Below are 23522 nucleotides of genomic sequence, written 5' to 3' on the forward strand. Positions count from 1 at the left end.
TAACGATCGATGCCGCAGAGAGATGTCACTCAAGCCTTCTGACCGTCAGTGTTAGCGTGATCGGTTTCACCTCTGGCAGCAGCGGCTAAATCGCGGCGCTCACCGTGTCAGAACTCTTCCCAGCCATCGCTGTTCGCGCCGACCGCGATGTCCCGGCCGCCGGCGACCTTGATCACGCGCTGTTCGATGCGAGGCGAGGGGCGCGTCATGCTGCGGCTTGACGCCGCGGCGGGCGCATTGCGCGCGGCGCCTTTTCCAGCGGAGACCTGGAAGAAGGCGACCTCGGATGACAGTTCGGCGGTTTCCTGACGCAGGGCGGTGCTGGCGGCGGTGGCCTGTTCGACCATGGCGGCGTTCTGCTGGGTCACCTGATCCATCTGGTTCACGGCGACATTGATCTCCTGAAGGCCGGTCGCCTGTTCCTTGGCGGAGGCGGCGATCTCGACGACCAGGGCGCTGATGTCGTCGACCTGCGAGGCGATGGCCTGCAGGGCCGAACCGGCCTGGCTGACCAGGCGCACGCCGTTCTCGACTTCGGAGCTGGACTTGGAGATCAGGGTCTTGATCTCTTTCGCGGCCTCGGCCGAACGCTGGGCCAAGGCGCGGACCTCGGAGGCCACGACGGCGAAGCCGCGACCCGACTCTCCGGCCCGCGCCGCCTCGACGCCGGCGTTCAGGGCCAGCAGATTGGTCTGGAAAGCGATCTCGTCGATGACGCCGACGATCTGGCTGATCTGTCGCGAGCCGTCCTCGATCTTCTGCATGGCCTCGACGGCGTTCATGACGACTGCGCCGGAGGCCTCGGCGCTCTTGCGAGCGCCATTGGTGACATCGGCGGCCTGGTTTGCGGCCTCGGCGGTCTTCTTGACCGTGACGGTGATTTCGTCGAGCGCGGCGGCGGTTTCTTCCAGGGCGGCGGCCTGCTGTTCGGTGCGACGCGACAGGTCCTCCGATGCCTGGCTGATCTCGCCGGCGCCGGAATCGATGCCCTGAACCGAACCCAGCACGCCCGTGACGGTCTCTTCCAGGCGGGAGATGGAGCGGTTGAAGTCGGTTTTCAAAATCTCGCTGCGGTCAGGGAAGGGGGCGTCGATGCGGTAGATCAGGTCGCCTTCGGCCAGGGCCGACAGGCCCTTGCCCAGGCTTTCGATGACGACGGTGTTCTCGGCGGCTTCCTGCTGAGCCATGGCTTCACGGCGGCGACGTTCGACTTCGGACTGGTCACGCATCGATTCCGTTTCCGTCTCCAGCGCCTTGGCGCGCAGGCCGTTGTCGCGGAAGACCTGCATGGCCTGGGCCATGGCCCCGACTTCGTCCTTGCGGTCGGTGTCGGGAATGGCGACGTCCAGCTTGCCGTTGGCCATGACCGACATGGCCCCGGTCATTCGGCGGACGGGCGCGACCATCAGGATGGACAGTTGCACGCCCAGGAAGACGGCGGCGGCGACCAGGATCAGCCCCCCGACCGCCAGGGCGATGAAGGAGGCGGTGATCGCCGACGCCTGTTCGGCGTCGCGCACGTTCATCCGCTCGACTTCCATATCGCGAAGGTCGGTGATGGCCTTGGTGATGTGGGTGACGCGCACCCTGTCGCCGGAATCGATCACGACGCGTCGCGCGGCCTCGATACGGGCAGGGTCCAGCGCCGCCTCGGTCAGCGGCGTGCCGAACTCGGTGCGCCAGGCGGCGGCGTCGGCCTGGGCCTTCTCGACCAGCGCCTTCTCTTCGGGCGTCAGGTTGGCGGCGCCGAGAGCGGCCACCGAGGCTTCGAACTGTTCCCAGCCCTTTTTGTAAACGTCCAGATAGTCGGCGTTCCCGGTCAGCAGCACGCCGCGCATCTGCGAGTTCAGGCGAATGAAACCCTTCTCGGCCACATGGGTGTGGTCGATGATCGACTTGCTTTCGGCGTTCAGTTCGGCCGCCGTCTTCATCGCCGACAATTGGAAGAAGACCGCCCCGATCATGGCGGCCGCTACAGTCAGCAAAAGGGCGAAGGCGATCGCCAGTTTCCGCTGCATCGGGATGTTCTTCGGGTTCATGCGGTCATCTCGGCGGCTTTGGGGCGGAAGCCCGGAACGGCGGACCGTTCCGGGCAAGATGTAGTCTAGAAGGCGGTCTGGACGCGGACGGTGGCGGTGTTGCCGTTGTCGTCGCCGATGAAGGTCCCGGTGCGGTTATCGACCGACCAGGCGCTCCAGTGGGCGGAGACGCGGGTGTTGTTCGTCGGGTACCAGTTGACGCCCAGCAACCAGGTGTCGGCTTCGCCGCCGGTCGGGTTGTCGCTGTAGTCGGCGGTGTCGTAGCGGCCGACGATCTCGACCGCGCCGTAGCCGTCGGTTCCCAGCGGGTTCAGCACCTTGGGTCGGCCCCAGGTTCCGGTGCGGGGCGAAAGCGGCGGTTTCTCGCCGGTGATGAAGAAGCCGGCGGAGAGGCTGTAGGCGTCCTGATCGAAGTCGCGCGCGGCGGTCTCGACCACGCGCTTGCCGCCTTCGGCCATCAGCCAGCCCGAGCGATGCACGCCGCCCAGTTCCAGCCCCAGACCCTTGCTGCCCTTGGGATCGGCGATCGTTCCGCCCGACAGGCGCAGATTGTCGTTGCCGCGCGACGAGAGGACCAGGCTGCGCGATGCGATCGAGGCGTTCGGCGTCAGATCTTCAACAAAGGCCCAGCCGCCGAGATGCAGGAAGCCGGCGTCGGTCTTGATGGGCGACAAGTGGGTGCGGCCCATCAGGGTGACGCTGTCATTGGCTGTGCCGGTGCTGATGGCGTCGCCGGTCACCGAGAGCGAGGCGTGCCAAACGCTGCCGGTCAGTTTGGAGGTCACGCCGACACCATAGGCGCCGCGTTCCGGGCCGATGGTCGAGACCATCAGGCTGCGTTCCAGGAAGGGAACCACGTCTTCCGCCGTCCCGCCCTCGACGCCGCGGTCGTTCAGGCGCTGGCCTGCCGAGACCTCCAGGTCGCGGCCGCCGATCTTGGTGTTATAGGCGACGAAGGCGTTGGCGACGCTGACGGCGTTGTCCGCGAGGTCGGCTTCGATCCAGTAGGTGAAGCCGCCGGCGATCTTGCCTTGGCCGCCAAGGCGCAGGCCGCGCAGCTCGGTCGTGGTCAGATTGCGGTTGTCGAAGTCCGAGCCGAATGTGTTGGACAGGTCGGCCGTGACGCGGATGCGCGGCTTGAAGGTGAAGCCGCCGTCCGGGCTGCGCAGTTCAGGCAGGCCCGTGGCCCAATCGACAGGCGCCGGAGCCGGCGAGGCCGTGGTGGCGGCGGTTTGAACCGAGCGCGGCGCAGATGCCGTGAGGGCGGCCGGGCTTCCAGCGACGACGGGCCCGGCTTGAGCGGCAGTCTGCGACTGCGCCTCAAGCTGTTCGAGGCGTGCGGACAGGGCCTGCACCTGAGCGCGCAGAGCGGCGATCTCGTCGGCGGACGGCGCCGACTGGGCAAAGGCGGAGGTGGCGAGCGCGGCAAGGCCGACACCCGCCGCGAAAGTGCGGTGAATGTGCATGAACAACACGTCTAAAGGACGATTGTTAAGGAGCCCCCAAATCGCGATACGGAAAACTGCGTAGCTTGGGAGCAGCGCCGCCAGAGGTTTGCAAGCGCGCCGGGATCACGCAGGTGCGAACTCACCGCCTCTACCTGGGCGCGCGGGTCTCATCGATCAGAACGGGAAGAAGATCGGGATCGCCACCATGGCCGCCACCCAGGTGACCAGGTTCAGCGGCAGGCCTACACGCACGAAGTCCATGTAGCTGTAGCCGCCCATGTTGAAGACCAGCACATTGGTCTGATAGCCGAACGGCGTGGCGAAGGCGGCGGAGGCGGCCATCATCACACAAACCAGGAAGGGCCGGGGATCGACCCCCAGGCTCTCGGCCAGGGCCACCGCGATGGGGGTGATCAGCACCGCGACCGTGGCGTTGGACAAGAGTTCGGTGGCGAACAGGGTCACGCCGTACAGCACGATCAGCGCGCCCAGCGGACCCATGGGCCGGATCACGCCGATGAGACGATCCGCGCCCGCAGAGGCCAGGCCGGTCACCTCGATGGCCGTGCCGACGACCACCATGCCGGCGATAAGCAGCAGGATTTCTGGCCGTAAGCCGGCATAGGCCTCTTCTGGCGTGATGACCCTCAACAGGATCAGCCCCACCGCGCCCGCGAAGGCCGAGGCGGCGATCGGCGCCCAGCCCAACGCGGCCGAGGCGATCACCAGGACGAAGATGGCGAGCGAGATCATCGCCGGTCGCAAGCGGAACGGCCGGTCCGCCGCGCCATACAGTTCGACGTCGCCCAGGTGCGCATCGCCGGAGCCGTCGGCTTGGTTGCGAGAGCCGCCCATACGCGGCAGACCGAAGGGCAACAGGCGTTTGCGATGCGATATGGCCTCGGCTTCGGTGCGTCGGCGGGCGTCCTCCATCTCGGCTAGGCGTGCAGTCTCCGCCTCATCCCTGGCGACGGATCGACCCAGTTGGCGGGCACCGACGAAATAGAGCCATAGCCCGCCGACGATGGCGATGAACAGGCCCACGGGCGTGATCTCGAACAGGCCGAAGACCGGCTGGCCGGCGTTGCGCGCCATGTCGTTGACCAGAAGGTTGGTCGAGGTGCCGATCAGGGTCAGCAGGCCGCCCATGACCGTGACGTGGCTCAGCGGCATCAGGAAGCGTTTGGGCGACAGGCGCAGCGACTGTGCCACATCCCGGATCACCGGGGCCGCCAACACCACCACCGGCGTATTGTTCAGGAACCCGCCGACCGAGCCACACAGGCCGATGACGATCCAGATGCCCCTCGCGCCGATCCGGGCGGCCAGTTGCGTCGCCTGACGGATCAGCCAACCGAGCAGGCCGGACAACTCGATCGCATAGGCGATGACGAACAGGCCGGCCAAGGCGATGACTGCCGGGCTGGCGAAGGCGCCCTGCACCTCGACGGGGCGCACGACGCCCAGCAGCAGAAGCACGGCGGCGCCGGTCAGGGCGACGACGTCGGCGCGCACCTTGCCGTGGATCAGTACGCCGACCACGCCGACGAGCACCGCAAGGGCTGCGATCTGATCGAATGTCATGATCCCGTGCAGACCGCCCCCCGCCACGCTCGTCAACCTTTTTCGGATGGCCGCCCCCAAAACAGCGAACTGCGTGCTAGAGTGGTTCCATGCTCGAACCGATCGCGTCGCCTCGCCCGTCGGTCGTCGCGCTCGCGGCGTCCCTTCTCCTTTTCGGTCCCGTTCTCGGTGGTTGCCAGCGCGAGGAGGCCGAGCCTGCGCCACAGCCCGCACCCGTTGCGGCGCCGACGCCTGTGGTCACCGTCGCCTCCCCACCGACCCTGGATCGCGCAAGCCTGCTTCAGGCTATGGACCTCGCCGCTTCGGCCTTTGCGGCGGGGCGTGAGGTCGGGGGCGCGTCCCTGGCGGGCCGACGGTTCGTCGTGCGCCAGGCCTTTGGCTGCGGCGGTCCGGCCTTGACATCCGGTCAAAAAACTTCCGGCGATGGTTTGCCGGCCCTCGCATGGGGCGCGCGCAATCAAAGCCTGAAACTGAGCCTGGCGCCCGGCGACTGGTCGCAATCGGCCCTGATCGCCGATGACGCCGAGACCTGGGAGGCGGCCGAAGGCTTCTGGCTGGCGCGTCCCTGGTTGCGGACCGAGGGGTGTCCGGCCGCGCAGGGCGATCCTCTGACCCAGGGTCAGGCGTCGCCGCAGTCCATGGGGCTGGCGGCCGTCTTCAACGAGGGCGGTTCGCGGACCGGGCGTCGCAACGGCCGCGCCTATGAGTTCACCGTGCGGGGCGAGGGCGACCAGCCGCCCGCCGCGCCTGCCCAAGGGTATCGACTGGTGCTGGAGGGCCGCATGGCCGCCTTCGCAGACGGTCGCGCCGTCCGCTGCCGCGCGTCTGGCCCGGATCAGCGGCCGATCTGCATCGGCGCCGTCCGACTGGATCGCGTCGCCTTCGAAGACGCCGACGGCAAGATGTTGAGCGAATGGCGCGACGGCTGAGGGCCTGGTCGGCCGTCAAGCGGGCCAAGGTCGCCATCAGGCAGCGTAGTATTTCCGGTAGGCCTGATAGTCGTAGCCGGCATGGCCGTAGTCCTGTTTCGCCTGCTCCCTGACATCGACCTGGGTCAGGGTAACGCCCAGGGTGCGAGCGCCGGACTGGTTCAGGATGCGGATTGCGGCGGCGACGGCGCGCGCGGGGGTCTTGCGCCAGCGGGCCAGCAGAAGGACGCTGTCGGCCTTGGCCGCCAGAACGCGAGCGTCGGCCAGAACCAGCACAGGCGCGGTGTCGATGACGATCAGATCGAACGCCTGACGCAGCTCGACCAGCAGGGCGTCCATGGGCGGGGCGGCGAAGAGGTCGTCCGCCGACAGGCCGGAACCCGACAGAGGCAGGACGTGCGCGCCGGAGGCGGGGTCCAGAACCAGAAGGTTTCGCCAGGATGCCGCGCCATGCAGCACCTCGGCCAGGCCCGCATCGGGATCGAGGCCCAGTATCCGCGTGACGCCGCGCCGACGCGGGTCGCCGTCGATCAGCAGGATGCGGCCGCCCGACCGGGCTGCGACGCGGGCCAGGCAGACGGCGGCGGTGGTCTTGCCCTCGCCGGGCAGGGCGGAGGTGACGGCGACGATGCGGCCGGCCGGCTCGCCCACGACGCTGACGATGGGAGTGATCGAGGTGCGCAGGGCGCGGAAGGCCTCGGAGAAGACCGACAAGGGGCGGTGTAGCACGAGGTCGATGGGATGCAGGTCGCGATCTTCCAGCGCGGCGACGGAGGAGGCCAGCGGAATCGCGCCGATGGGGGGCAGACCCAGCTTACCTTCGATGTCTTCGGGACCGCCGAGGCCGGTCTGCATCGTATCGGCGACGAAGACGGCGAACGCGCCCGCGCCGACGCCCAGCACCAGCCCCAGCGCGAGGCTGAGCATCAGGTTCGGCGCGCTCTGCGAGGTCGGCGGCGTGGCGCGCGAGACGATGCGGGCGTCGGCCTGTTCGACGCCGGTCTGGGCGCTGGTTTCGCGATAGCGATCCAGGAAGGCGCGGTAGATGGCGCGCGCGGCCTCGGCTTCTCCCTCCAGTTCGCGCAGGCGGACCGAGGCGGCGTTGTTGTCGGCCAAGACGCTGCGCGCGGCGTTCAGGCTGGCCTGGACGGAGGCTGCGCGCTGCTGGGCGACCTGGGCCTGGGCGTCCAGGTTGGAGACGACGCGGCGGATCTCGGCCTGGATCTGGGCGTCGATGTCGGCCAGTTCCTGACGGGCGCGGATCATGTCGGGGTGAAGCGGACCATAGCGGACGGACAGGTCGGCGACGCGGGTGCTGATCGCGGCGCGCTGGGCGCGCAGGTTCTGGACCACGGGCGAGGTCAGGGCCTCGCCGACATCGTCGCCGTTCGATCCGGCCGCCATCTGGGACCGAGCGGTGTGCAGGCGGGCGTCCTGTTCCGCCTGTTGTGCGCGGGCGGACGCGAGTTGCTGATTATAGACCGAGATTTCCTGTTCGGTCAGGGTCGCGCCCTGGGCGCTGAGCAGGCCGTTTTCGATGCGGTAGAGGGAGACGGCGGCGTCGGCGATCTCGACCTGGCGACGCAGGTCCTCCAGACGGGCGCCGAGGAAGGCGTTGGCCTGGCTGTTGGCGTCGAACTTGGCCGTCAGCTGGGACTGGAGGTAGCGTTCGGCGAAAGCGTTGGCGATGCGGGCCGCCTTGGTCGGGTTTTCGGAAGTGAAGCCGACCGCCATCGAATAGGTCAGGCCGACGCGGCGCACGGTCAGGCGGCGGCTGACGGCGTCGATGACCTGCTGGCGTTCGATCTCGCGGTCGGGGATCGCGGCGCGGCTGACCCGGTCGGTGAGGACGGCGAAGGGCGAGCTGCGCAGTCGGGCGTTGAACTCGGGATCCTGGGTCAGGTTCAGCGCGTCCACGACCGCGGCGGCGAGCTGGGGCGACTTCAGCACCTCGACCTCGGTGTCGACAATGGCGGCCTCGGCGTCGAGGGCGGACAGGACGGCCGGGCCGGCGATCACCTGTTCCTTGCGGGTGTTGATCTGGAGATTGGCGGTGGCGGTATAGACCGGCGTCTGGCCCAGCATCAGGGCGAGAACGATCAGGCACACGATAGTCGAGACCGTCGTGAGCAGGACGAAGCGACGACGGAAAGCGGCGATCAAACCGTGGATATCGATGGCGTCGTCGGCGTGCTGGATTGAGGTGCCCAAGGCGTGGTCGTTCTGTGTCATCGCGCCATCGAACGGTGATCGTCAGCCTCAGTCGTGCGATGTCGCCTTCAGGTTGTCAATGTTCGCGCTGTGGCCGTTGTCAGAACTGGGCAACGGTCGCGACATAGAAGCGGGTCGAACGGTAGCTGGGGCCTTGGGCGGCGCCGGACGAGGACTGGTCGAGCCAGGTCAGGCCGGCGGTGAAGCCGTAGCGACGATTGATCCGGTAGGCGGCGCTGACGCCGGCGCCGAAGCGCGTGTCGGTACGCGCCAGACCGTTGTAGACGTCGTCGGCATAGGTCGCCTGTGCCGTCAGGATCAGGTTGCGCAGCAGCTCGTGATCGACGCTGAGCGACAGGTCGGTGCGAAGGGCGCCGGCCGCGCCGATGACGCCCGTATCCTCGACGGTTCGCGCTGCGGCCGCCGTGACGGTGGTCAGCTGCGTAGGGAACCAGGACAGCTTCGCCCGGCCGCCGAAACCGTCCAGGTCGCCGAACGCCGCGTCCTCGAAATCCTGGCGAATATAGCCGGCGGCGATCTTGCCCCGGATCAGGGCGCCCAGTTCGAAATCCACGCCCGCCAGGGTCTGATGGCCCGACGAGGTCCGCAGGGGCCGGCCGGCGATGCGGTCGTAGTCGCGGTCGTCGCTGACAACCTGCAGGAAGATCGCCGTGGCGGGGGAGAGGGCGTAGTCGGCGCGGCCGGTCAGGGTGAAGAGCGTGCGGTCGCGGTCGTCCTGTTCGATTATGGCGCCCGTCTCGCCGAAGCCGTCGCGATAGTCGTAGCGATGAACGACGGCCCGGGCCGAGACGCGCAGGCGTCCCCTGGCCCGTTCGGCGCCGAGAGACGCGGAGGCCAGGTCGAAGGCGATGGGACGTTGGGCGGTTGAATCGGCGCCGGAGGCGGTGCGGGCCTCGTGGTCATGGGCGTAGTCGGCAGCGAAGGTGATGCTGGAACCGCGAACGATATCGAGGCGGCCTGTGCCGCCCAGATTCCAGTCGATGGTATTCTCGCTGTCGAAGTCGAGATTTCGGTCGATCTGGGTGCGGGCTTGGGCCTGGAGTGCGTGGCGGGACCAGTTGGATTTGGCGGCGATCTTGGGGCGCAGTCGCAGGGTCGTGGCGGCTTGGCGGTCGTCTTCGGCGGCGAAGACGTTGTCGTCGTGGGCGATGTCGAACTGAAGCTGAGGAAACACCGTGAAGCCGCCGGTGCGGATGCCCAGGGCGTCGTAGGCGGGTTGCGGACGGTCGCGGACGGCGACAGCGCGGTCACGGGCGAACAGGTCGGTCGTGCGATCCTGGGCTGCCCTGACGGACTGGGCCGAGGCTTCTGACCCGCCGAACAGGGCTAGGGCGGCGGCGGCCGGAAGGATGTCGCGTCGCATCGGCCCCCGCCTTTCGCTTCAGCCGTTCTCGTATTGCCGCCACCAGGCGACGAACGTCTCCAGCCCGGCTTTCAGCGGCACCTTGGGCTGGTAGCCGCAAAGGGCGTTTAGCTTGGAAATGTCGGCATAGGTGGCGGTCACGTCGCCCGGCTGCATCGGACGCATGACCATCTTCGCCTCGACTCCCAGGGCGTTCTCCAGCGTCGAGATCATGTCCATCAAGCCGACCGGCTGGCTGTCGCCGATGTTGTAGACCTCATGCACGCCCCGAGCCGGCGGGTGGTCCAGCACGGCGACCACGCCGTCGACGATGTCGTCGATATAGGTGAAGTCGCGCGCCATCCGGCCCTCGCCATAGACCTCGATGGCGTCGCCGCGCACGATCTTCTGGGTGAAGCTGAAATAGGCCATGTCGGGCCGACCCCAGGGGCCATAGACGGTGAAGAAGCGCAGGCCGGATTGCGGGAAACCATAGAGCTTGGCGTAGCTCTGGCTCATCAGTTCGCACGAGCGTTTGGTCGCGGCGTAGAGCGAGACGGGATTGACCGTCGGGTCGTCCTCGCGAAATCCCGCACCCTCCAGCGGGCGATCGCCATAGACGGAGCTGGACGAGGCATAGACCAGATGGGTCACGCCATTGTGCCGCGCGGCCTCCAGTATCGACAGATGGCCGGCCAGGTTGGACCGTTCATAGGCGAAGGGGTTCTCCAGCGAATACCGCACGCCCGCCTGGGCCGCGAGATGGACGATCCGCTTAACCCCGGCGTCCGCGACCAGGGCGCGCATCTGCTCATGATCGGCGATGTCGCCGCGCACCATGCGAAAGCCGTCGCGCCCTTCCAGCCGGGCGGCGCGGGCCGCCTTCAGGCGCGGGTCGTAGTAGTCGTTGAAGACATCGACGCCGATCACCTGTTCGCCCCGGTCCAGCAGGCGCTCGGCGACGTGCATGCCGATGAAGCCGGCCGCGCCGGTGACGAGGATCGGCGACCCCATCAGCCGCGCCCGATGCCCATGTAGCGGAAGCCGCGGCTCTTCATGTCTTCGGGCCGATAGATGTTGCGCAGATCGACCAGGACCGGCTGCTTCATCAGAAGCTTGATGCGGTCCAGATCCAGGGCGCGGAACTGGTCCCATTCGGTGACCAGGACCACGGCGTCGGCGCCGACGACGGCGTCATAGGCGCTGTCCTTCATCTCGACATCCTGCAGCAGTTTGGCGGCCTCGTGCATGCCCTCGGGGTCGAAGGCCTGGACCTTGGCGCCGGCGGCGATCAGGGCGGGCGCGATGTCCAGGCTGGGCGCGTCGCGCATGTCGTCGGTGTTCGGCTTGAACGTCAGGCCCAGCAGGGCGACGGTCTTACCCTGGACGCTGGTGCCCAGGGTCGCGGCGACACGTTCGGCCATGGCCTTCTTGCGGGCGTCGTTGACCTCGACCGTGGCCTCGATCAGCCGGGTTGGGGCGCCGTACTGCTGAGCCGTGCGGACCAGGGCGATGGTGTCCTTGGGAAAGCATGAGCCGCCGTAGCCGGGGCCGGCGTGCAGGAACTTCGAGCCGATCCGCTTGTCCAGGCCGATGCCGCGCGCGACCTGCTGCACGTCGGCGCCGACGGCCTCGCACAGGTCCGCCATCTCGTTGATGAAGGTGATCTTCATCGCCAGGAAGGCGTTGGCGGCGTATTTGATCAGCTCGGACGTGCGCCGGCCGACGAACAGCAGCGGGCTCTCGTTCAGGTTCAGCGGGCGGTAGAGTTCGCTCATAACCTTCTGGGCCCGCGACCCCGTATCGCTGTCGATATCGTCGACGCCGATGACGACGCGGTCGGGCCGTTTGAAGTCGCCGATGGCGGCGCCCTCGCGCAGGAACTCGGGGTTGGAGACGACGGCGAAGTCGGCGTCCGGATTGGTCTTCCTGATGATGGCCTCGACCTCGTCACCCGTGCCGACCGGCACGGTGGACTTGGTGACGATGACCGTGAAGCCCTCGATCAGGCCCGCGATCTCCTCGGCGGCGGCGTGGACGTAGGAAAGGTCGGCGTGACCGTCGCCGCGACGCGTGGGCGTGCCTACAGCGATGAAGACGGCGTCGGCGTTACGGATAGCCTCGGCGCCGTCCAGGGTGAAGAACAACCGGCCTTCGCGCACATTGGCGGCGACCAGATCGTCCAGCCCCGGCTCGAAGATCGGGATCTCGCCCCGTTCCAGCCGTTCGATCTTGGACGGGTCCTTGTCGATGCACGTGACGACGTGCCCGAAGTCGGCGAAACAGGCGCCGGACACCAGGCCCACATAACCCGTCCCAATCATCGCTACGCGCATCGAAATCCCTCATCAGCGGCGACGCGACCTTTAGCGGGGCGGTGCGCTTGGGGACAATGGCTTTTGGTTTCTTGGTGCAACCGGATGCAGCCGACGCCTCGCGGCGCCGGCTGCAGGCAACAGGCCTAGAGGACGCCGATCATCGAGGCGACCAGCGGGTGACGGACGATGTCGCGTTCGGCCAGGCGAACCACGGCGATGTCCGGCACGGCCTCAAGACGAGCGGACACATCGGAGAGGCCCGAGATGCCGGGCAGCAGGTCGGACTGCTGCGGGTCGCCCGTGACCACCATCGTCGAGTGCCAGCCCAGGCGTGTCAGCAGCATCTTGAGCTGGACGTAGGTGCAGTTCTGCGCCTCGTCCACGACGATGAAGGCGTTGTTGAGCGTGCGGCCGCGCATATAGCCGATGGGCGCAATCTCGATCAGACCCTCGGCCATCAGGGCCTTGACCCGCTTCATCGACAGGCGATCCGACAGGGCGTCGTAGAGCGGCCGCAGATAGGGGGCCAGCTTGTCCTCCATATCGCCGGGCAGGAAGCCGATGGATTCGCCGGCTTCGACGGCAGGGCGGCTGAGGACGATACGGCCGATCTTGCCGGCCTCCAGCGCCTCGACGGCCTTGGCGACGGCGAGATAGGTCTTGCCGGTGCCTGCGGGACCGAGCGCCATGACCAGGTTGTGGTGGTCGATAGCCTCCATCATTTCGATCTGGCCCTCTGATTTGGGCTTCAGGGTCTTGAGGTAGCCCTGTTCCCGGTCGTCGTTGGACGGGTTGGGCGACCAGCCCGACCGTTCATTGTGCGGGGCATGGAGCCGGCGAACTTTCGACTCCTCCATGAAGTCACGCGAATCCAGAATTCCGTGTTCACGCGTTTGACGCTTGGTTGCAGCACGCTTGGTCATGGACGCCTCCAGGGCATGAAAAAAGGCGGACCCGAACGGGCGCCGCCTTGGATGGTCTTGGGGAGGAAAGGGTCGCGGCCCGCATCGCAGCGACCGCCCGGATCGACAGCAGGGCCGTCTGCAACGGGACAGGCCCGCCGCCGAACAACCGAACCAGGATCCCAACGCGCCACGCGAAAGCCCCGACAATGACCGGATCGGGCTTGATCCGGTTTCGGATCCGGGGCCGAAATGACGACCTACGAATCGCATCAACAGTTTGATGCTATCGTGGTTAGCGATCCGTTAAAGCCCTCATTTTTCAAAGATTAGGCGGTGCACTGATGACCATTTACGCATTGGGCGACAGCAAACCGCAGCTTCCGCCGCCGGGCGAATACTGGGTGGCGCCGAGCGCATCGGTGATTGGGAATGTGATTCTGCACGCCGACGCCAGCGTCTGGTTCGGCGCCGTGCTGCGCGGAGACAATGATCCCATCACAGTGGGTCCCGACAGCAACATTCAGGACGGCAGCGTGCTGCACACCGACATGGGATCGCCCCTGACCTTGGGGCGCGGGGTGACGGTGGGGCACAAGGCCATGCTGCACGGCTGCGAGGTCGGGGACTACAGCCTGATCGGCATCGGGGCGGTGGTGCTGAATGGGGTGAAGATCGGGCGCAACTGCATCATCGGGGCCAACGCGCTGATCACCGAGGGCAAGGTCATTCCGGACAACAGCCTGGTCGTCGGCCAGCCTGGCAAGGTGGTGCGCGAACGCGATCCGGCGCACATCGCCGTCCTGCAGATGTCGGCCGAACACTATGTGCAGAACTGGAAGCGGTTTGCGGCGGAGTTGAAGGAGGCCTGACGCTCAGGCTGCGAGAACCGCCCGCGCCGCCGCTGCATCGGCGTCGATCTGGGCCTTCAGCGCATCGAGCCCGTCGAAGGTTTCCTCGCCGCGCAGCCAGGCGACCAGTTGGGTGTCCAGCGTCTGGCCGTACAGGTCGCCGTCGAAGTCGAACAGCCAGACCTCCAGCAGCGGGGTCTCCAGCGCATACATGGGCCGCACGCCCAGGCTGGCGACGCCATCCACGATGCGGCCGTCCGCCAGCCGGCTGCGGGTCGCATAGACGCCGTAGGCGGGGCGCATGTAGTCGCCCAGAGCGATATTGGCGGTCGGCACGCCGATGGTGCGGCCGCGCTTGTCGCCGTGGACCACCTCACCCCGGATGGCGAAGGGGCGGCCCAGGATGGCGGCGGTGCAGGCCATGTCCCCGGCCTTCAAGGCTTCACGCACGGCGCTGGACGACAGCTTCAGACCGTCGGCGTCGTCCAGACGTTCGGCGACGGAGACGGTGAAGCCCAGCCGTTCGCCATAGGTCCGCAGCGCCTCGGGCGAGCCGGAGCGGCCCTTGCCGAAGGTGAAGTCGAAACCGACGGCGGCGTGGCGGACGCCCAGGCCGTCGGACAGCACGCGCTCGGCGAAGGCGGCGTCGGTCATGCCGGCCATCTCGGCGTCGAAGGGCAGCAGATAAAGGATGTCCACGCCCAGCGGGGCAAGCGCCTCGGCCATCTGCTCGGCGGTCATCAGGCGGAAGGGGGCGGCGTCGGGCTGGAACCAGCGGCGCGGATGGGGATCGAAACTGACCACGCCGAGCGGCGCGCCCAGCCGTCCGGCGGCGTCACGCGCGCCGTCGATGACGGCCTGATGCCCCCGATGCACGCCGTCGAAGGCGCCGACGGCGACCGCCGCGCCCTTCAGGGCCTCGGACAGGCCGCGCCAGTCGCGGACGATCTGCATCAGCGCTGGGACGGTTTGCGCCGGCGGGGAACGCGGACGACGGCGACGCCGTCCATGATCATGGACTCGCCGACGAAACCTTCGCAGCTGAGCTTGACCCGCGCGCTCTCGGCCTCGACCTCGATCACGGTGATCACGATGCGAACCACGTCGTCGATACGCACCGGCTGATGAAAGGCCAGGGTCTGAGAGATGTAGATCGATCCCGCGCCCGGCAGCATGGTGCCGACCACCGCCGAGCCGAACGAGGCGCTGAGCAGGCCGTGGGCGATCCGGCCGCGATAGGCGGTCTTGGACGCGTAGGCCTCGTCCAGATGGACGGGGTTGAAGTCGTCGGACGCCTCGGCGAACAGCCGGATACGATCCTCCGTGGCGACGACGATTTTCTCGGCGGCCATGCCGACGTGAAGTTCGTCCAGGATGTAACCACCGGACGGATGCTGCTGAACCAATTCGACCATGAAGCAGGCTTTAGCTGCGGTGCGACAAAATGGCGAGCCTTACCAGGCGAGTTCGAGCGCGGCGTATCGCGCATAGGTCGTTTCGGCCTTCAACAGGTCGCCGGCGCGGGCGGGATCCAGCGCCCCGTCCTCGCCCTTGGCCTGGTCGCCATGGATGCCCTGGGCGATGAACAGGCAGTCTAGGGCCTGGGCGTTGGCGCCCATGACGTCGGTGACGACGCCGTCGCCGATGCACAGGACGCGCGAGCGATCGACCGGCCGGCCCAGCAGGGTTTGCGCCTCGTGGAGGGCCAGGTTGTAGATGGGGGCGAAGGGCTTGCCTGCCATGACGACGCGACCGCCCAGGGATTCGTAGAGGTCGGCCAGCGACCCGCCGCAGTAGATCAACTGGTCGCCGCGCTGCACGACGCGGTCGGGGTTGGCGCAGATCAGTTCGATGTCGCGCGCCGCGCCGACGGCGAACCGCTCGCGATAGTCCTCGGGCGTATCGACCGTGTCGTCGAAGGGGCCGGTGACGGAGATGAAGGCGGCGTCCTGGGCGCTGTCGGCGCGCTTGAGGTCCAGGCCGGCGTAAAGAGGAGCGTCACGCTCGGGGCCGACGATCCAGGCCGGGCCGGGCGCGCGCTTGGCAAGTTCGGCGCGGGTGGCGTCGCCGGAGGTGACGAAGGCCTTCCACGCCTCGCGCGGCACGCCCAGCCCGTCGAGCTGTCCGATCACGTCCGAGGCCGGACGGGGCGAGTTGGAGATCAGCACGACATGGCCACCCTCGCGATTGAACTGCATCAGTGCCTCGCACGGCGCCGCCCAGCTTTCGCGGCCGTTGTGGATCACGCCCCAAACGTCGCAGAGCAGGATGTCGTAGTCGCCGGCGACGGCGCCGAGGTGAGGCAGGGCGTGGGGGAGGGTCATGGGAGGCAAGTAGAGGTTCGGGGCCTCGCGCGAAAGTCTCCTCCCTATGAAATGGGGAGAAGACGGTCAGGTCAGCCCGCTTCCTTCAACTGACCTTCCAGGCCCTGTTCGCGGACCTTGCGGTACAGGGTCGAGCGGCCGATCCCCAGGCGGCGGGCGATCTCGCTCATATGGCCGGCATAGACCTCAATGGCGTGCTGGATCAGGTCGCGTTCGATATCTTCCAGGGTTCGCAGATGCCCGCGGTCGTCCAGGATGCGGATCGGCTGGTCCGCCTGGCTGGCGTGATCGGCCTGGGCGCTGGCGGCCGTGGCGGCATACAGGGGCTGGGCGTCCGGCATGGGGGCGGCGATGCCCGAGACGGCGGGGAAATCGTGCGGTTGCAGGAAGGGCGCATCGGCCAGGACGATGGCGCGGAACACCGCGTTTTCCAGCTGGCGCACATTGCCGGGCCAGTCAAACCCTTGCAGCAGGGCCAGGGTCTCGGGCGCGCAGCCGGCGATCCGCTTGCCTTCCTCGGCGTTGAAGCGGGCGATGAAATGATCGACCAGGGGCGCGATGTCCTCGCGCCGATCGCGCAGGGACGGGGCCTCGATCGGAAACACGTTCAGGCGATAGAACAGGTCCTCACGGAAGGCGCCGTCCTTGACCTGCTGGGCGGGGTCGCGATTGGTCGCCGAGACGATGCGCACGTCGATCTTGACCGGCCGCTTGCCGCCGACAGGATCGATCTCGCCTTCCTGCAGGGCGCGCAGCAGCTTGACCTGCATGTCCAGCGGCAGTTCGCCGATCTCGTCCAAGAACAGGGTGCCGCCGTCCGCCTCGCGGAACTTGCCCAGCGTCTTGTCGACGGCGCCGGTGAAGGCGCCTTTCTCGTGCCCGAACAGGATGGATTCGATCAGATTGGCGGGCAGGGCGCCGCAGTTGACGGCGATGAAGGGCTTGCCGGCCCGGTCGCTGGCGCCGTGCAGGGCGCGGGCGATGACTTCCTTGCCCACGCCGCTCTCGCCGGTGATCAGGACGGGGATCGAGGATTTGGCGGCCCGGGCGCCCAGCGCCTTGACCATCCGCATCGGCGCGCTGTCGCCTACGATGTCGTCGAAACTGGTGCGGCCCTGGACGCGCTTGGTCAGGCGTCCGACCTCGGCGGTCAGACGCTTCATCTGCATGGCGTTGCGAACCCCGACCAGCAGCCGCTCGGGCCCGACCGGCTTGACGAAGAAGTCCTGGGCCCCGGCCTGCATGGCCTTGACCACCATGTCGATGCCGCCGTTGGCCGTCAGCACGATGACCGGCTCGTTGATCCCGGCGCTGCGCAGTTCGGCCAGGCACTCCAGCCCCGACATCTCGGGCATGATCATGTCCAGCAGGATCAGGTCGGCCCCGCCGCCGCGCACCATCCGGTCGATGGCCTCGCCGCCGCTGGCGGCATGGACCACGGCGTTGCCGTCCCGCTCCAGCACGGCCTGGATCAGCCGGCGCTGGGTCGGATCGTCGTCAACGACCAGAATGGTCTTGGCCATGAAAGCCCCTTGTGCTGTCGCCACCCCTGTCGCGGATGGATCGTTTCGGGACGATTTCTAGGAAGTCGAGGTGAAAATCGAGTGATGGGTCATGGTGTCCGCCGCGTTAACGGCCGCTGGGATCGTCGCACCGAATCTCGGGCGTCGCCTGTAGTTTCTGACCACCGACGATCAGGTCCGGCAGGGCGGCTGGAGCCGTGGTCACGCCTGTCGAGAGGGCTCCGTCCAGGGCCTCGGCATTGCGGCTGCACGCGGCCTGATACTGCCCGACCTTGCGCCACTGCCCGTCGTCGCCGTTCTGCTTAAACGCCAGGACCGTTCGCGCCATCGCAACCAGCAAGTCGTCTAGGCCGTCGCCGTTCAGATCCAGCGTCCGCACCGTGCACGGACTGGCCACGGAGCAGCCGAACAGGACATCGGCCTGGCTTTCGATCTGCGTTTGGAAGCTGGTGGGAATGGTCTGACCTGCAACGGCTTGCAGACGAACGGCCGCCGCGCGATCCCGACGCGCCTTGGGCGTGTCGCCGGACCGGTAGGTTCTGGCCTTGGCCGCGCGGGCCAGGCGCGCGGTTTCGGCATCGCCGGATCGCGTCAAAGTCTCCAGCGCGGCTGCGCCGACCTTGCCGCTCTCGAACCTCAGGAAATCATAGTCGAAGTCCCGAGCCGAGACCGCGCCGCGGTCCAGCCGCGCGATCTGATCCTTCACCGACATCCGGGCGGGATCGGCCAAGGGGCTGAACAGGGCCAGGATGACCAGCACCGACAGGACGGCGGCGACGACATTGGTCCGCTCCAGCGGCTTCATCCACCCGCCAGGCTTCGCTGCCGCCAGCAGATAACCCGCGCCATAGACCGTCCCGACCAGGGCGCAGGCGGCGGCGATGATCCGGTCGGGCGTCAGGCCGTGCTGGCCGATCCGCAGGCCCAGTCCCCACAGGGCCAGGATGACCAGAGGCGCGATCAACACCGAGGCGGCGCGGACGCCGTATTTCAGCACGACCGGCGGCACATTGTCGGGTCGCCCGTCCTGATAGGCCGTGTTGATCAGCACGATCAGGGCGGCGGCGGCTGACAGGACCAGGGCCGTCGCGCTGCGCGTCTCCCACAGGCCGTCCAGTCCGGTGAAGGGCAGGGCCGCCAGGAAGCCGCCGACCAGCACGGTGATCACCAACAGCAGCCAGGACAGCAGCATCAGGGCCACGGTCCGCACGCCCCGGATCAGGCCGTCGCGCACATCGGTCAGCTGGACCGCCGTGGCGAAGATCAGGACCGTGACGGGAATGGAAAACCACGCTTCGCCCAGGATGTCCTGCAGGAAGCTGAGGCCGATCATCTTGAACAGGGCCGCGCCCAGATGCAGCAGCACCCAGAAGGCGCCGGTGAAGCCCAGCGACAGGGCCAGTTGCACCCCTGCCTTCCAGGCCACGTCGAAATACTCGGGATAGTCGACGATCCAGCGCCGTTCGCGGATCGCCGGAACGATCAGGTGATGGGCGATGAACAGGGCCGCCGCGCCAAACGCCAACACCGGGAAGCTAAGGAAGGGCGCCTGCCGGAAGGTTTCCACCGCCTGACGCGCCACGTCGTGCGCGCCCAGCAGGGCCAGAACCAGGGTGGCGACGGCCGTCCATAGAACTAGCGCCGCCGGCTTGATCCGCCCCGCCGCCGCCAGCACGACGACAGGACCATAGCCTGCGGCCAGGGCCAGGGCGCCGAACACGGCCGGTTGGGTTTCAGGCCAGACATTCTTGTCCGCCGCCAGATACAGCAGATATAGCGCCAGTCCCTGAACCAGGCCGGTCGCCAACCGAATCGCGAACAGGCCGGACGCCCCGCCCAGGCCTGTGCGGCCGGTGTCTTGATGCGTCGTCTCGGTCATTCACGTGTCTCCAAAATGCAGGATCGCACGGCCGGCGCCGTCGAGAAAGCGTGACGGAAGGTTGCGACTGTCGTCTGACATCCCCAGAACAGGGGTCATGAACGCTCCTTTCAAGACGCCCAGCACCGACGCCCCGCTGTGGGACCTGACCGATCTCTATGCGTCGCGTGACGACGCCAAGGTCGCGGCCGACCTGGAAAAGGCGCGGGGCCTGGTGGATTCGCTGAACGGCCTGAAGGGAAAGCTGGCCGCCGAACAGGACGCCGCCAGCCTGGGCGCCGTGCTGGACCGGGCCATCCATCTGTATGAGCAGGCGTCGGACGTGCTGGGCGCGCTGGGCGCCTACGCCTTCCTGTCGGCCTCGACGGCGCGCGACGATGCGACGGCGCAGGGGTTCGAGGCGGATGTGCGCGAGAAGATCACCGCCATCGCCACCCCGACGGTCTGGCTGACGCTGGAGATCAACCAGATCGACGACGCCGCGCTGGAGGCCGCCCTGACCGCCCACGCCGGCGCGGCGCGCTGGCGGCCGTGGTTGCGGCGGGTGCGGGCGATGAAGCCGCACGAGCTCTCGTCCGAGCTGGAGACCTTCATCGCCGAGCGCGGGCCGATCACCGCCCAGTGGCCGCGTCTGTTCGACGAGCAGCTGGCTGCGTTGCGCGCCAAGGCGGGCAGCGAGAGCCTGACCCTGGCCGAGGCGCTGAACCGCCTGTCGGACGCCAAACCCGCGCGTCGCAAGGCCGCCGCCGAGGGCCTGTCGGAGGCCCTGGCCGCCCGCGCCCCGACCCTGGCCCTGGTGCTGAACACGGTCGCCGCCGACAAGGCGATGGAGGATCGCTGGCGCGGTTTCAAACGTCCCGCCGACAGCCGCCACCTGGGCAATGAGGTGGACGGCGAGGCCGTGGACGCCATGGCCGAGGCTGTCGCCGCCGCCTATCCGCGCCTGTCGCACCGCTATTATGCGCTGAAGGCCAAGGCGATGGGCAAGGCGCGGCTTGATCACTGGGACCGCAACGCCCCCATCGAGACCACGACGCCGCGCGCCTTCACCTGGACGCAAGGGCGAGAGATCGTGCTGGACAGTTTCTCTGACCTGGGCGGCGACTTCGCCGACCGGGCGGGCGGCTTCTTCGACAAGCCGTGGATCGACGGCCGGGCGCGGGCGGGCAAACAGTCCGGCGCCTACGCCCACCCCGTCACCGCCGACCGCCACCCCTATGTCTTCCTGAACTGGATGGGCGAGCGGCGCGATGTCCTGACCCTGGCGCACGAACTGGGGCACGGCGTTCACCAGACGCTGGCGGCCGATCAGGGCACGCTTCTGGCCGACACCCCTCTGACCCTGGCCGAGACCGCCTCGATCTTCGCCGAGGGACTGACCTTCGACCGTCTGCTGGCGACGGCGCCCAAGGCCGAGCAGCGCGGCCTGCTGGCCGGCCGCATCGAGGACGGGCTGAACACCGTCGTGCGCCAGATCGCCTTCCACCGTTTCGAGACCCGCTTCCATGACGAACGCCTGCAGGGCGAGGTGTCGCAGCAGCGCATCAACCAGCTCTGGCTGGAGGAAATGGCCGGCTCGCTGGGCCCGTCGGTCAAGCTGAACCCCGGCTATGAACACTGGTGGGCCTATGTCAGCCACTTCGTCCATTCGCCCTTCTATGTTTACGCCTACGCCTTTGGCGACCTGCTGGTCGCGGCCCTGATGGAGGCGCGGCGCAAGGATCCGGCGGGCTTCACGCCGCTTTATAGCGAGCTGTTGGCCGGCGGCGGATCGCGGACCTATGTCGAGGCGTTGAAGCCGTTCGGTCTGGACCCGCGCGATCCGGCCTTCTGGAGCGTGGGCTGCCAGAGGCTGGAGCGTCTGGTGGATCAGTTCGAAGCGCTGGCCTAATCAAGGCATGACTGCAGGCTTGAGCGGGGCGGGCGCCTCGGTGTAAGTCCGCCATAACGACGAGGGGATTTAACGCATGGCCGACCTGCACGACACCGCCAACTCACCAGCGGATTCCGACGCGCAAGCCTATCTGCATGGCCATATGGAAGTGCGCGAGCAGGTTTCGACCTACCGCCTGTTCCTGAACCTGGCCAAGTGGGGCAGCCTGGCCATCGCCGTCCTGCTGCTGTTCCTGACCCTGTGGTTCCATCCGGGCGGCAGCTTCATCGCCGCCGTCATCGGCGCTGTCGTCCTGGGCGGCGCAGGCTTCGTGGCGCTGAAGTCCAAGCCGGACGCCGCGCACTGATCCCTTCATCGGTTGCGTGATTTCCCGCTGCGGCGGTCTGAAATCACGCGACCTGGCCAAGCTTTGGCATAACCGTGCTTTGACGGCTTGCGTCGGAACGGCCTAACCTTCGTTCAACGAAAAGAACGAGGGGATTCGCTTGGCCGTCGCTATCGCCGTCACGAGAGAACGCCGCGAAGGCGAGACGCGCTGCGCCGTCACGCCCGAAACCGTCAAGAAGCTGATCGCCCTGGGGGCCACCGTCACGGTCGAGGCCGGTACCGGCCTGGGCTCCTCCATCCCCGACGCCGACTACGTCGCCGCCGGTGCGACGGTGAAGCCGGACACCCGCACGGTGCTGGAAGATGCGGACGTCGTGCTGAAAGTGCGCGGCCCCACGGCCCAGGAGACCAGCGCGCTGAAGCCCGGCGCCATCGTCATCGCCATGCTGGACGCCTGGCGCGACAAGGCTACGGTCGAAGCCCTGACCGGGGCGAACGCCACCGCCTTCGCCATGGAGTTCGTGCCCCGCATCACCCGCGCCCAGGTCATGGACGTGCTGTCGTCCCAGGCGAACCTGGCCGGATATCGGGCGGTGATCGAGGCGGCCTATGCCTTCGGCAAGGGTTTCCCGATGATGATGACGGCGGCCGGCACGGTCGCCCCCGCCAAATGCTTCATCATGGGCGTCGGCGTCGCCGGGCTTCAGGCCATCGCCACGGCGCGGCGGCTGGGCGCCGTCGTCACCGCCACCGACGTCCGCCCCGCCACCAAGGAACAGGTCGAAAGCCTGGGCGCCAAATTCCTCGCCGTCGAGGACGAGGAGTTCAAGAATGCCCAGACCGCCGGCGGCTACGCCAAGCCCATGTCGCCCGAGTACCAGGCCAAACAGGCCGAACTGACCGCCAGCCATGTGGTCAAACAAGACATCGTCATCACCACCGCCCTGATCCCCGGCCGCGCCGCCCCGGTGCTGTTGACGGCGGCCCATGTGGCCTCGATGAAGCCCGGCTCGGTCATCATCGACCTGGCGGTCGAGGCGGGCGGCAATGTCGAGGGCTCGAAACTGAACGAGGTCGTGACGACCGCGAACGGCGTGACCATCGTCGGCTGGTCCAACCTGCCGGGCCGCATCGCCGCCGACGCCAGCGCCCTCTACGCCCGCAATCTGTCGGCCTTTGTGGGGCTGATGATCAAGGACGGCGTGCTGGCGGTCGATCTTGAGGACGATATCCTCAAGGCGGCGGTGGTCACCAATGCTGGGGCCGTGGTGCATGAAGGGCTTAAAGGAGCAAGCTGATGGAACACGTCGATCCCACCGTCTTCCGCCTGGCCATCTTCGTGCTGGCGATCTTCGTCGGCTATTATGTCGTCTGGAGCGTCACGCCGGCCCTGCACACACCGTTGATGGCCGTGACCAACGCCATCTCCAGCGTCATCATCGTCGGCGGCCTGATCGCGGCGGCCGCCGTATCGGGCGACGTGACCGGCCCCAATGCGTGGATCGCCAAGGGGGCGGGCGTGCTGGCCGTCACCCTGGCCAGCGTCAACATCTTCGGCGGCTTCATGGTCACGCGGCGGATGTTGGCCATGTACAAGAAGAAGGAGCGGCCGGCGCCCAAGGCCGCGCCTGATGCGTCGTCCGGGGCGTCTTCGTGACCGACGCCGCGCAGATCGCCATCACCGGCTCCTGGGTCGCCACCGGCGTCGGTTTCGGCCTGTGGCTGTACGGCTGGTTCGGGACCAAGATTCCGATCAAGCGCCAGCGGCTGCACGACTGCGGCATCGCCCTGGTCTTCTCGGCCATTCTGGTCCGCGTCGTGACCCAGGACCGGCCGCTGGGCGTCTTCGAATGGGCCCTGTTCTTCATCGGCCCGCTGTTCATCGCCGCCGCCCTGTGGCGGCTGGCGCGCACGTCTTGAGGGGAGGGGC

At 67.7% G+C, this 23522-nt stretch carries 20 protein-coding genes; 7 read left to right on the forward strand and 13 right to left on the reverse strand.

Annotation, left to right across the window (positions count from 1 at the left end):
* Positions 1–107: 107 nt before the first annotated feature.
* From ACP7BH_RS00070 to ACP7BH_RS00080, 3 genes are all read right to left on the reverse strand, one after another.
* The gene (locus tag ACP7BH_RS00070; RefSeq protein ID WP_425984739.1) at positions 108–2039 is read right to left on the reverse strand and encodes a methyl-accepting chemotaxis protein; all 1932 of its coding nucleotides are present in this window, start codon (positions 2037–2039) and stop codon (positions 108–110) included.
* Between the two features lie 65 nt (positions 2040–2104).
* Complete coding sequence (locus tag ACP7BH_RS00075) at positions 2105–3505, reverse strand: OprO/OprP family phosphate-selective porin (protein WP_425984737.1); 1401 nt, start codon at positions 3503–3505, stop codon at positions 2105–2107.
* Positions 3506–3661: 156 nt separating this feature from the next.
* Complete coding sequence (locus ACP7BH_RS00080) at positions 3662–5071, reverse strand: SLC13 family permease (RefSeq protein ID WP_425984735.1); 1410 nt, start codon at positions 5069–5071, stop codon at positions 3662–3664.
* An 89-nt stretch (positions 5072–5160) separates the two neighbouring features.
* On the opposite strand from ACP7BH_RS00080, the gene ACP7BH_RS00085 reads away from it, so the two are divergent.
* The gene (locus ACP7BH_RS00085) at positions 5161–6000 is read left to right on the forward strand and encodes a hypothetical protein (RefSeq protein ID WP_425984733.1); all 840 of its coding nucleotides are present in this window, start codon (positions 5161–5163) and stop codon (positions 5998–6000) included.
* Positions 6001–6036: 36 nt separating this feature from the next.
* Here ACP7BH_RS00085 and ACP7BH_RS00090 read toward each other — a convergent pair whose 3' ends face one another.
* From ACP7BH_RS00090 to ACP7BH_RS00110, 5 genes are all read right to left on the reverse strand, one after another.
* Positions 6037–8232, reverse strand: coding sequence for a GumC family protein (locus tag ACP7BH_RS00090; protein WP_425984731.1), 2196 nt, complete (start codon positions 8230–8232; stop codon positions 6037–6039).
* Between the two features lie 79 nt (positions 8233–8311).
* On the reverse strand, positions 8312–9595 hold the full coding sequence (locus ACP7BH_RS00095) for an outer membrane beta-barrel protein (protein ID WP_425984729.1): 1284 nt from the start codon (positions 9593–9595) through the stop codon (positions 8312–8314).
* An 18-nt stretch (positions 9596–9613) separates the two neighbouring features.
* Positions 9614–10588 carry an SDR family NAD(P)-dependent oxidoreductase gene (locus ACP7BH_RS00100; protein WP_425984727.1) on the reverse strand — a complete coding sequence of 325 codons (975 nt, stop codon included), beginning with the start codon at positions 10586–10588 and terminating at the stop codon, positions 9614–9616.
* Positions 10588–11910, reverse strand: a complete 1323-nt coding sequence (locus tag ACP7BH_RS00105; protein WP_425984724.1) for a UDP-glucose dehydrogenase family protein — start codon at positions 11908–11910, stop codon at positions 10588–10590. Before ACP7BH_RS00105 ends, ACP7BH_RS00100 begins: the two co-directional genes overlap by 1 nt.
* Before the next feature lie 125 nt (positions 11911–12035).
* The gene (locus ACP7BH_RS00110) at positions 12036–12827 is read right to left on the reverse strand and encodes a PhoH family protein (RefSeq protein WP_425984831.1); all 792 of its coding nucleotides are present in this window, start codon (positions 12825–12827) and stop codon (positions 12036–12038) included.
* A 311-nt stretch (positions 12828–13138) separates the two neighbouring features.
* Between ACP7BH_RS00110 and ACP7BH_RS00115 the strand changes: the two genes are divergently transcribed.
* Positions 13139–13666, forward strand: coding sequence for a gamma carbonic anhydrase family protein (locus ACP7BH_RS00115; RefSeq protein WP_425984722.1), 528 nt, complete (start codon positions 13139–13141; stop codon positions 13664–13666).
* Between the two features lie 3 nt (positions 13667–13669).
* On the opposite strand, the gene ACP7BH_RS00120 is transcribed toward ACP7BH_RS00115, so the two are convergent.
* From ACP7BH_RS00120 to ACP7BH_RS00140, 5 genes are all read right to left on the reverse strand, one after another.
* Complete coding sequence (locus ACP7BH_RS00120; protein WP_425984720.1) at positions 13670–14599, reverse strand: bifunctional riboflavin kinase/FAD synthetase; 930 nt, start codon at positions 14597–14599, stop codon at positions 13670–13672.
* Positions 14599–15060, reverse strand: a complete 462-nt coding sequence (locus ACP7BH_RS00125) for a MaoC family dehydratase (protein ID WP_425984718.1) — start codon at positions 15058–15060, stop codon at positions 14599–14601. The genes ACP7BH_RS00120 and ACP7BH_RS00125 overlap by 1 nt, the downstream gene beginning before the upstream one ends.
* A gap of 39 nt (positions 15061–15099) precedes the next feature.
* Positions 15100–15969 carry a TIGR01459 family HAD-type hydrolase gene (locus tag ACP7BH_RS00130; protein ID WP_425984716.1) on the reverse strand — a complete coding sequence of 290 codons (870 nt, stop codon included), beginning with the start codon at positions 15967–15969 and terminating at the stop codon, positions 15100–15102.
* A gap of 71 nt (positions 15970–16040) precedes the next feature.
* Entirely contained in the window at positions 16041–17492 is a 1452-nt protein-coding gene (locus tag ACP7BH_RS00135) for a sigma-54-dependent transcriptional regulator (protein ID WP_425984714.1), read from the reverse strand.
* Positions 17493–17598: 106 nt separating this feature from the next.
* The gene (locus tag ACP7BH_RS00140) at positions 17599–19371 is read right to left on the reverse strand and encodes a DUF4153 domain-containing protein (protein ID WP_425984711.1); all 1773 of its coding nucleotides are present in this window, start codon (positions 19369–19371) and stop codon (positions 17599–17601) included.
* Positions 19372–19468: 97 nt separating this feature from the next.
* On the opposite strand from ACP7BH_RS00140, the gene ACP7BH_RS00145 reads away from it, so the two are divergent.
* The 5 genes from ACP7BH_RS00145 (at position 19469) to ACP7BH_RS00165 (ending at position 23512) form a co-directional block, all read left to right on the forward strand.
* Positions 19469–21262 (forward strand): M3 family oligoendopeptidase, encoded by a 1794-nt coding sequence (locus tag ACP7BH_RS00145; protein WP_425984709.1) that lies wholly within the window; start codon positions 19469–19471, stop codon positions 21260–21262.
* Between the two features lie 76 nt (positions 21263–21338).
* A complete protein-coding gene (locus ACP7BH_RS00150; protein WP_425984707.1) occupies positions 21339–21611 on the forward strand; it encodes an aa3-type cytochrome c oxidase subunit IV in 273 nt (90 codons plus the stop codon).
* 139 nt (positions 21612–21750) lie between these two features.
* A complete protein-coding gene (locus ACP7BH_RS00155; protein ID WP_425984705.1) occupies positions 21751–22890 on the forward strand; it encodes a Re/Si-specific NAD(P)(+) transhydrogenase subunit alpha in 1140 nt (379 codons plus the stop codon).
* Positions 22890–23249 carry an NAD(P) transhydrogenase subunit alpha gene (locus ACP7BH_RS00160; protein WP_135195131.1) on the forward strand — a complete coding sequence of 120 codons (360 nt, stop codon included), beginning with the start codon at positions 22890–22892 and terminating at the stop codon, positions 23247–23249. Before ACP7BH_RS00155 ends, ACP7BH_RS00160 begins: the two co-directional genes overlap by 1 nt.
* The gene (locus ACP7BH_RS00165; protein ID WP_159850074.1) at positions 23246–23512 is read left to right on the forward strand and encodes a hypothetical protein; all 267 of its coding nucleotides are present in this window, start codon (positions 23246–23248) and stop codon (positions 23510–23512) included. The genes ACP7BH_RS00160 and ACP7BH_RS00165 overlap by 4 nt, the downstream gene beginning before the upstream one ends.
* The last annotated feature ends 10 nt before the right edge of the window (positions 23513–23522 follow it).

It is taken from the genome of Brevundimonas sp. TWP2-1, from assembly GCF_049897645.1.
In the GTDB taxonomy this organism is placed as follows: Bacteria; Pseudomonadota; Alphaproteobacteria; order Caulobacterales; family Caulobacteraceae; genus Brevundimonas.

Coding starts and splice junctions, on each gene's coding strand:
- ACP7BH_RS00070 (WP_425984739.1), bottom strand. CDS start 2,039: ATGAACCCGAAGAACATCCCGATGCAGCGGAAACTGGCGATCGCCTTC.
- ACP7BH_RS00075 (WP_425984737.1), bottom strand. CDS start 3,505: ATGCACATTCACCGCACTTTCGCGGCGGGTGTCGGCCTTGCCGCGCTC.
- ACP7BH_RS00080 (WP_425984735.1), bottom strand. CDS start 5,071: ATGACATTCGATCAGATCGCAGCCCTTGCGGTGCTCGTCGGCGTGGTC.
- ACP7BH_RS00085 (WP_425984733.1), top strand. CDS start 5,161: ATGCTCGAACCGATCGCGTCGCCTCGCCCGTCGGTCGTCGCGCTCGCG.
- ACP7BH_RS00090 (WP_425984731.1), bottom strand. CDS start 8,232: ATGACACAGAACGACCACGCCTTGGGCACCTCAATCCAGCACGCCGAC.
- ACP7BH_RS00095 (WP_425984729.1), bottom strand. CDS start 9,595: ATGCGACGCGACATCCTTCCGGCCGCCGCCGCCCTAGCCCTGTTCGGC.
- ACP7BH_RS00100 (WP_425984727.1), bottom strand. CDS start 10,588: ATGGGGTCGCCGATCCTCGTCACCGGCGCGGCCGGCTTCATCGGCATG.
- ACP7BH_RS00105 (WP_425984724.1), bottom strand. CDS start 11,910: ATGCGCGTAGCGATGATTGGGACGGGTTATGTGGGCCTGGTGTCCGGC.
- ACP7BH_RS00115 (WP_425984722.1), top strand. CDS start 13,139: ATGACCATTTACGCATTGGGCGACAGCAAACCGCAGCTTCCGCCGCCG.
- ACP7BH_RS00120 (WP_425984720.1), bottom strand. CDS start 14,599: ATGCAGATCGTCCGCGACTGGCGCGGCCTGTCCGAGGCCCTGAAGGGC.
- ACP7BH_RS00125 (WP_425984718.1), bottom strand. CDS start 15,060: ATGGTCGAATTGGTTCAGCAGCATCCGTCCGGTGGTTACATCCTGGAC.
- ACP7BH_RS00130 (WP_425984716.1), bottom strand. CDS start 15,969: ATGACCCTCCCCCACGCCCTGCCTCACCTCGGCGCCGTCGCCGGCGAC.
- ACP7BH_RS00135 (WP_425984714.1), bottom strand. CDS start 17,492: ATGGCCAAGACCATTCTGGTCGTTGACGACGATCCGACCCAGCGCCGG.
- ACP7BH_RS00140 (WP_425984711.1), bottom strand. CDS start 19,371: ATGACCGAGACGACGCATCAAGACACCGGCCGCACAGGCCTGGGCGGG.
- ACP7BH_RS00145 (WP_425984709.1), top strand. CDS start 19,469: ATGAACGCTCCTTTCAAGACGCCCAGCACCGACGCCCCGCTGTGGGAC.
- ACP7BH_RS00150 (WP_425984707.1), top strand. CDS start 21,339: ATGGCCGACCTGCACGACACCGCCAACTCACCAGCGGATTCCGACGCG.
- ACP7BH_RS00160 (WP_135195131.1), top strand. CDS start 22,890: ATGGAACACGTCGATCCCACCGTCTTCCGCCTGGCCATCTTCGTGCTG.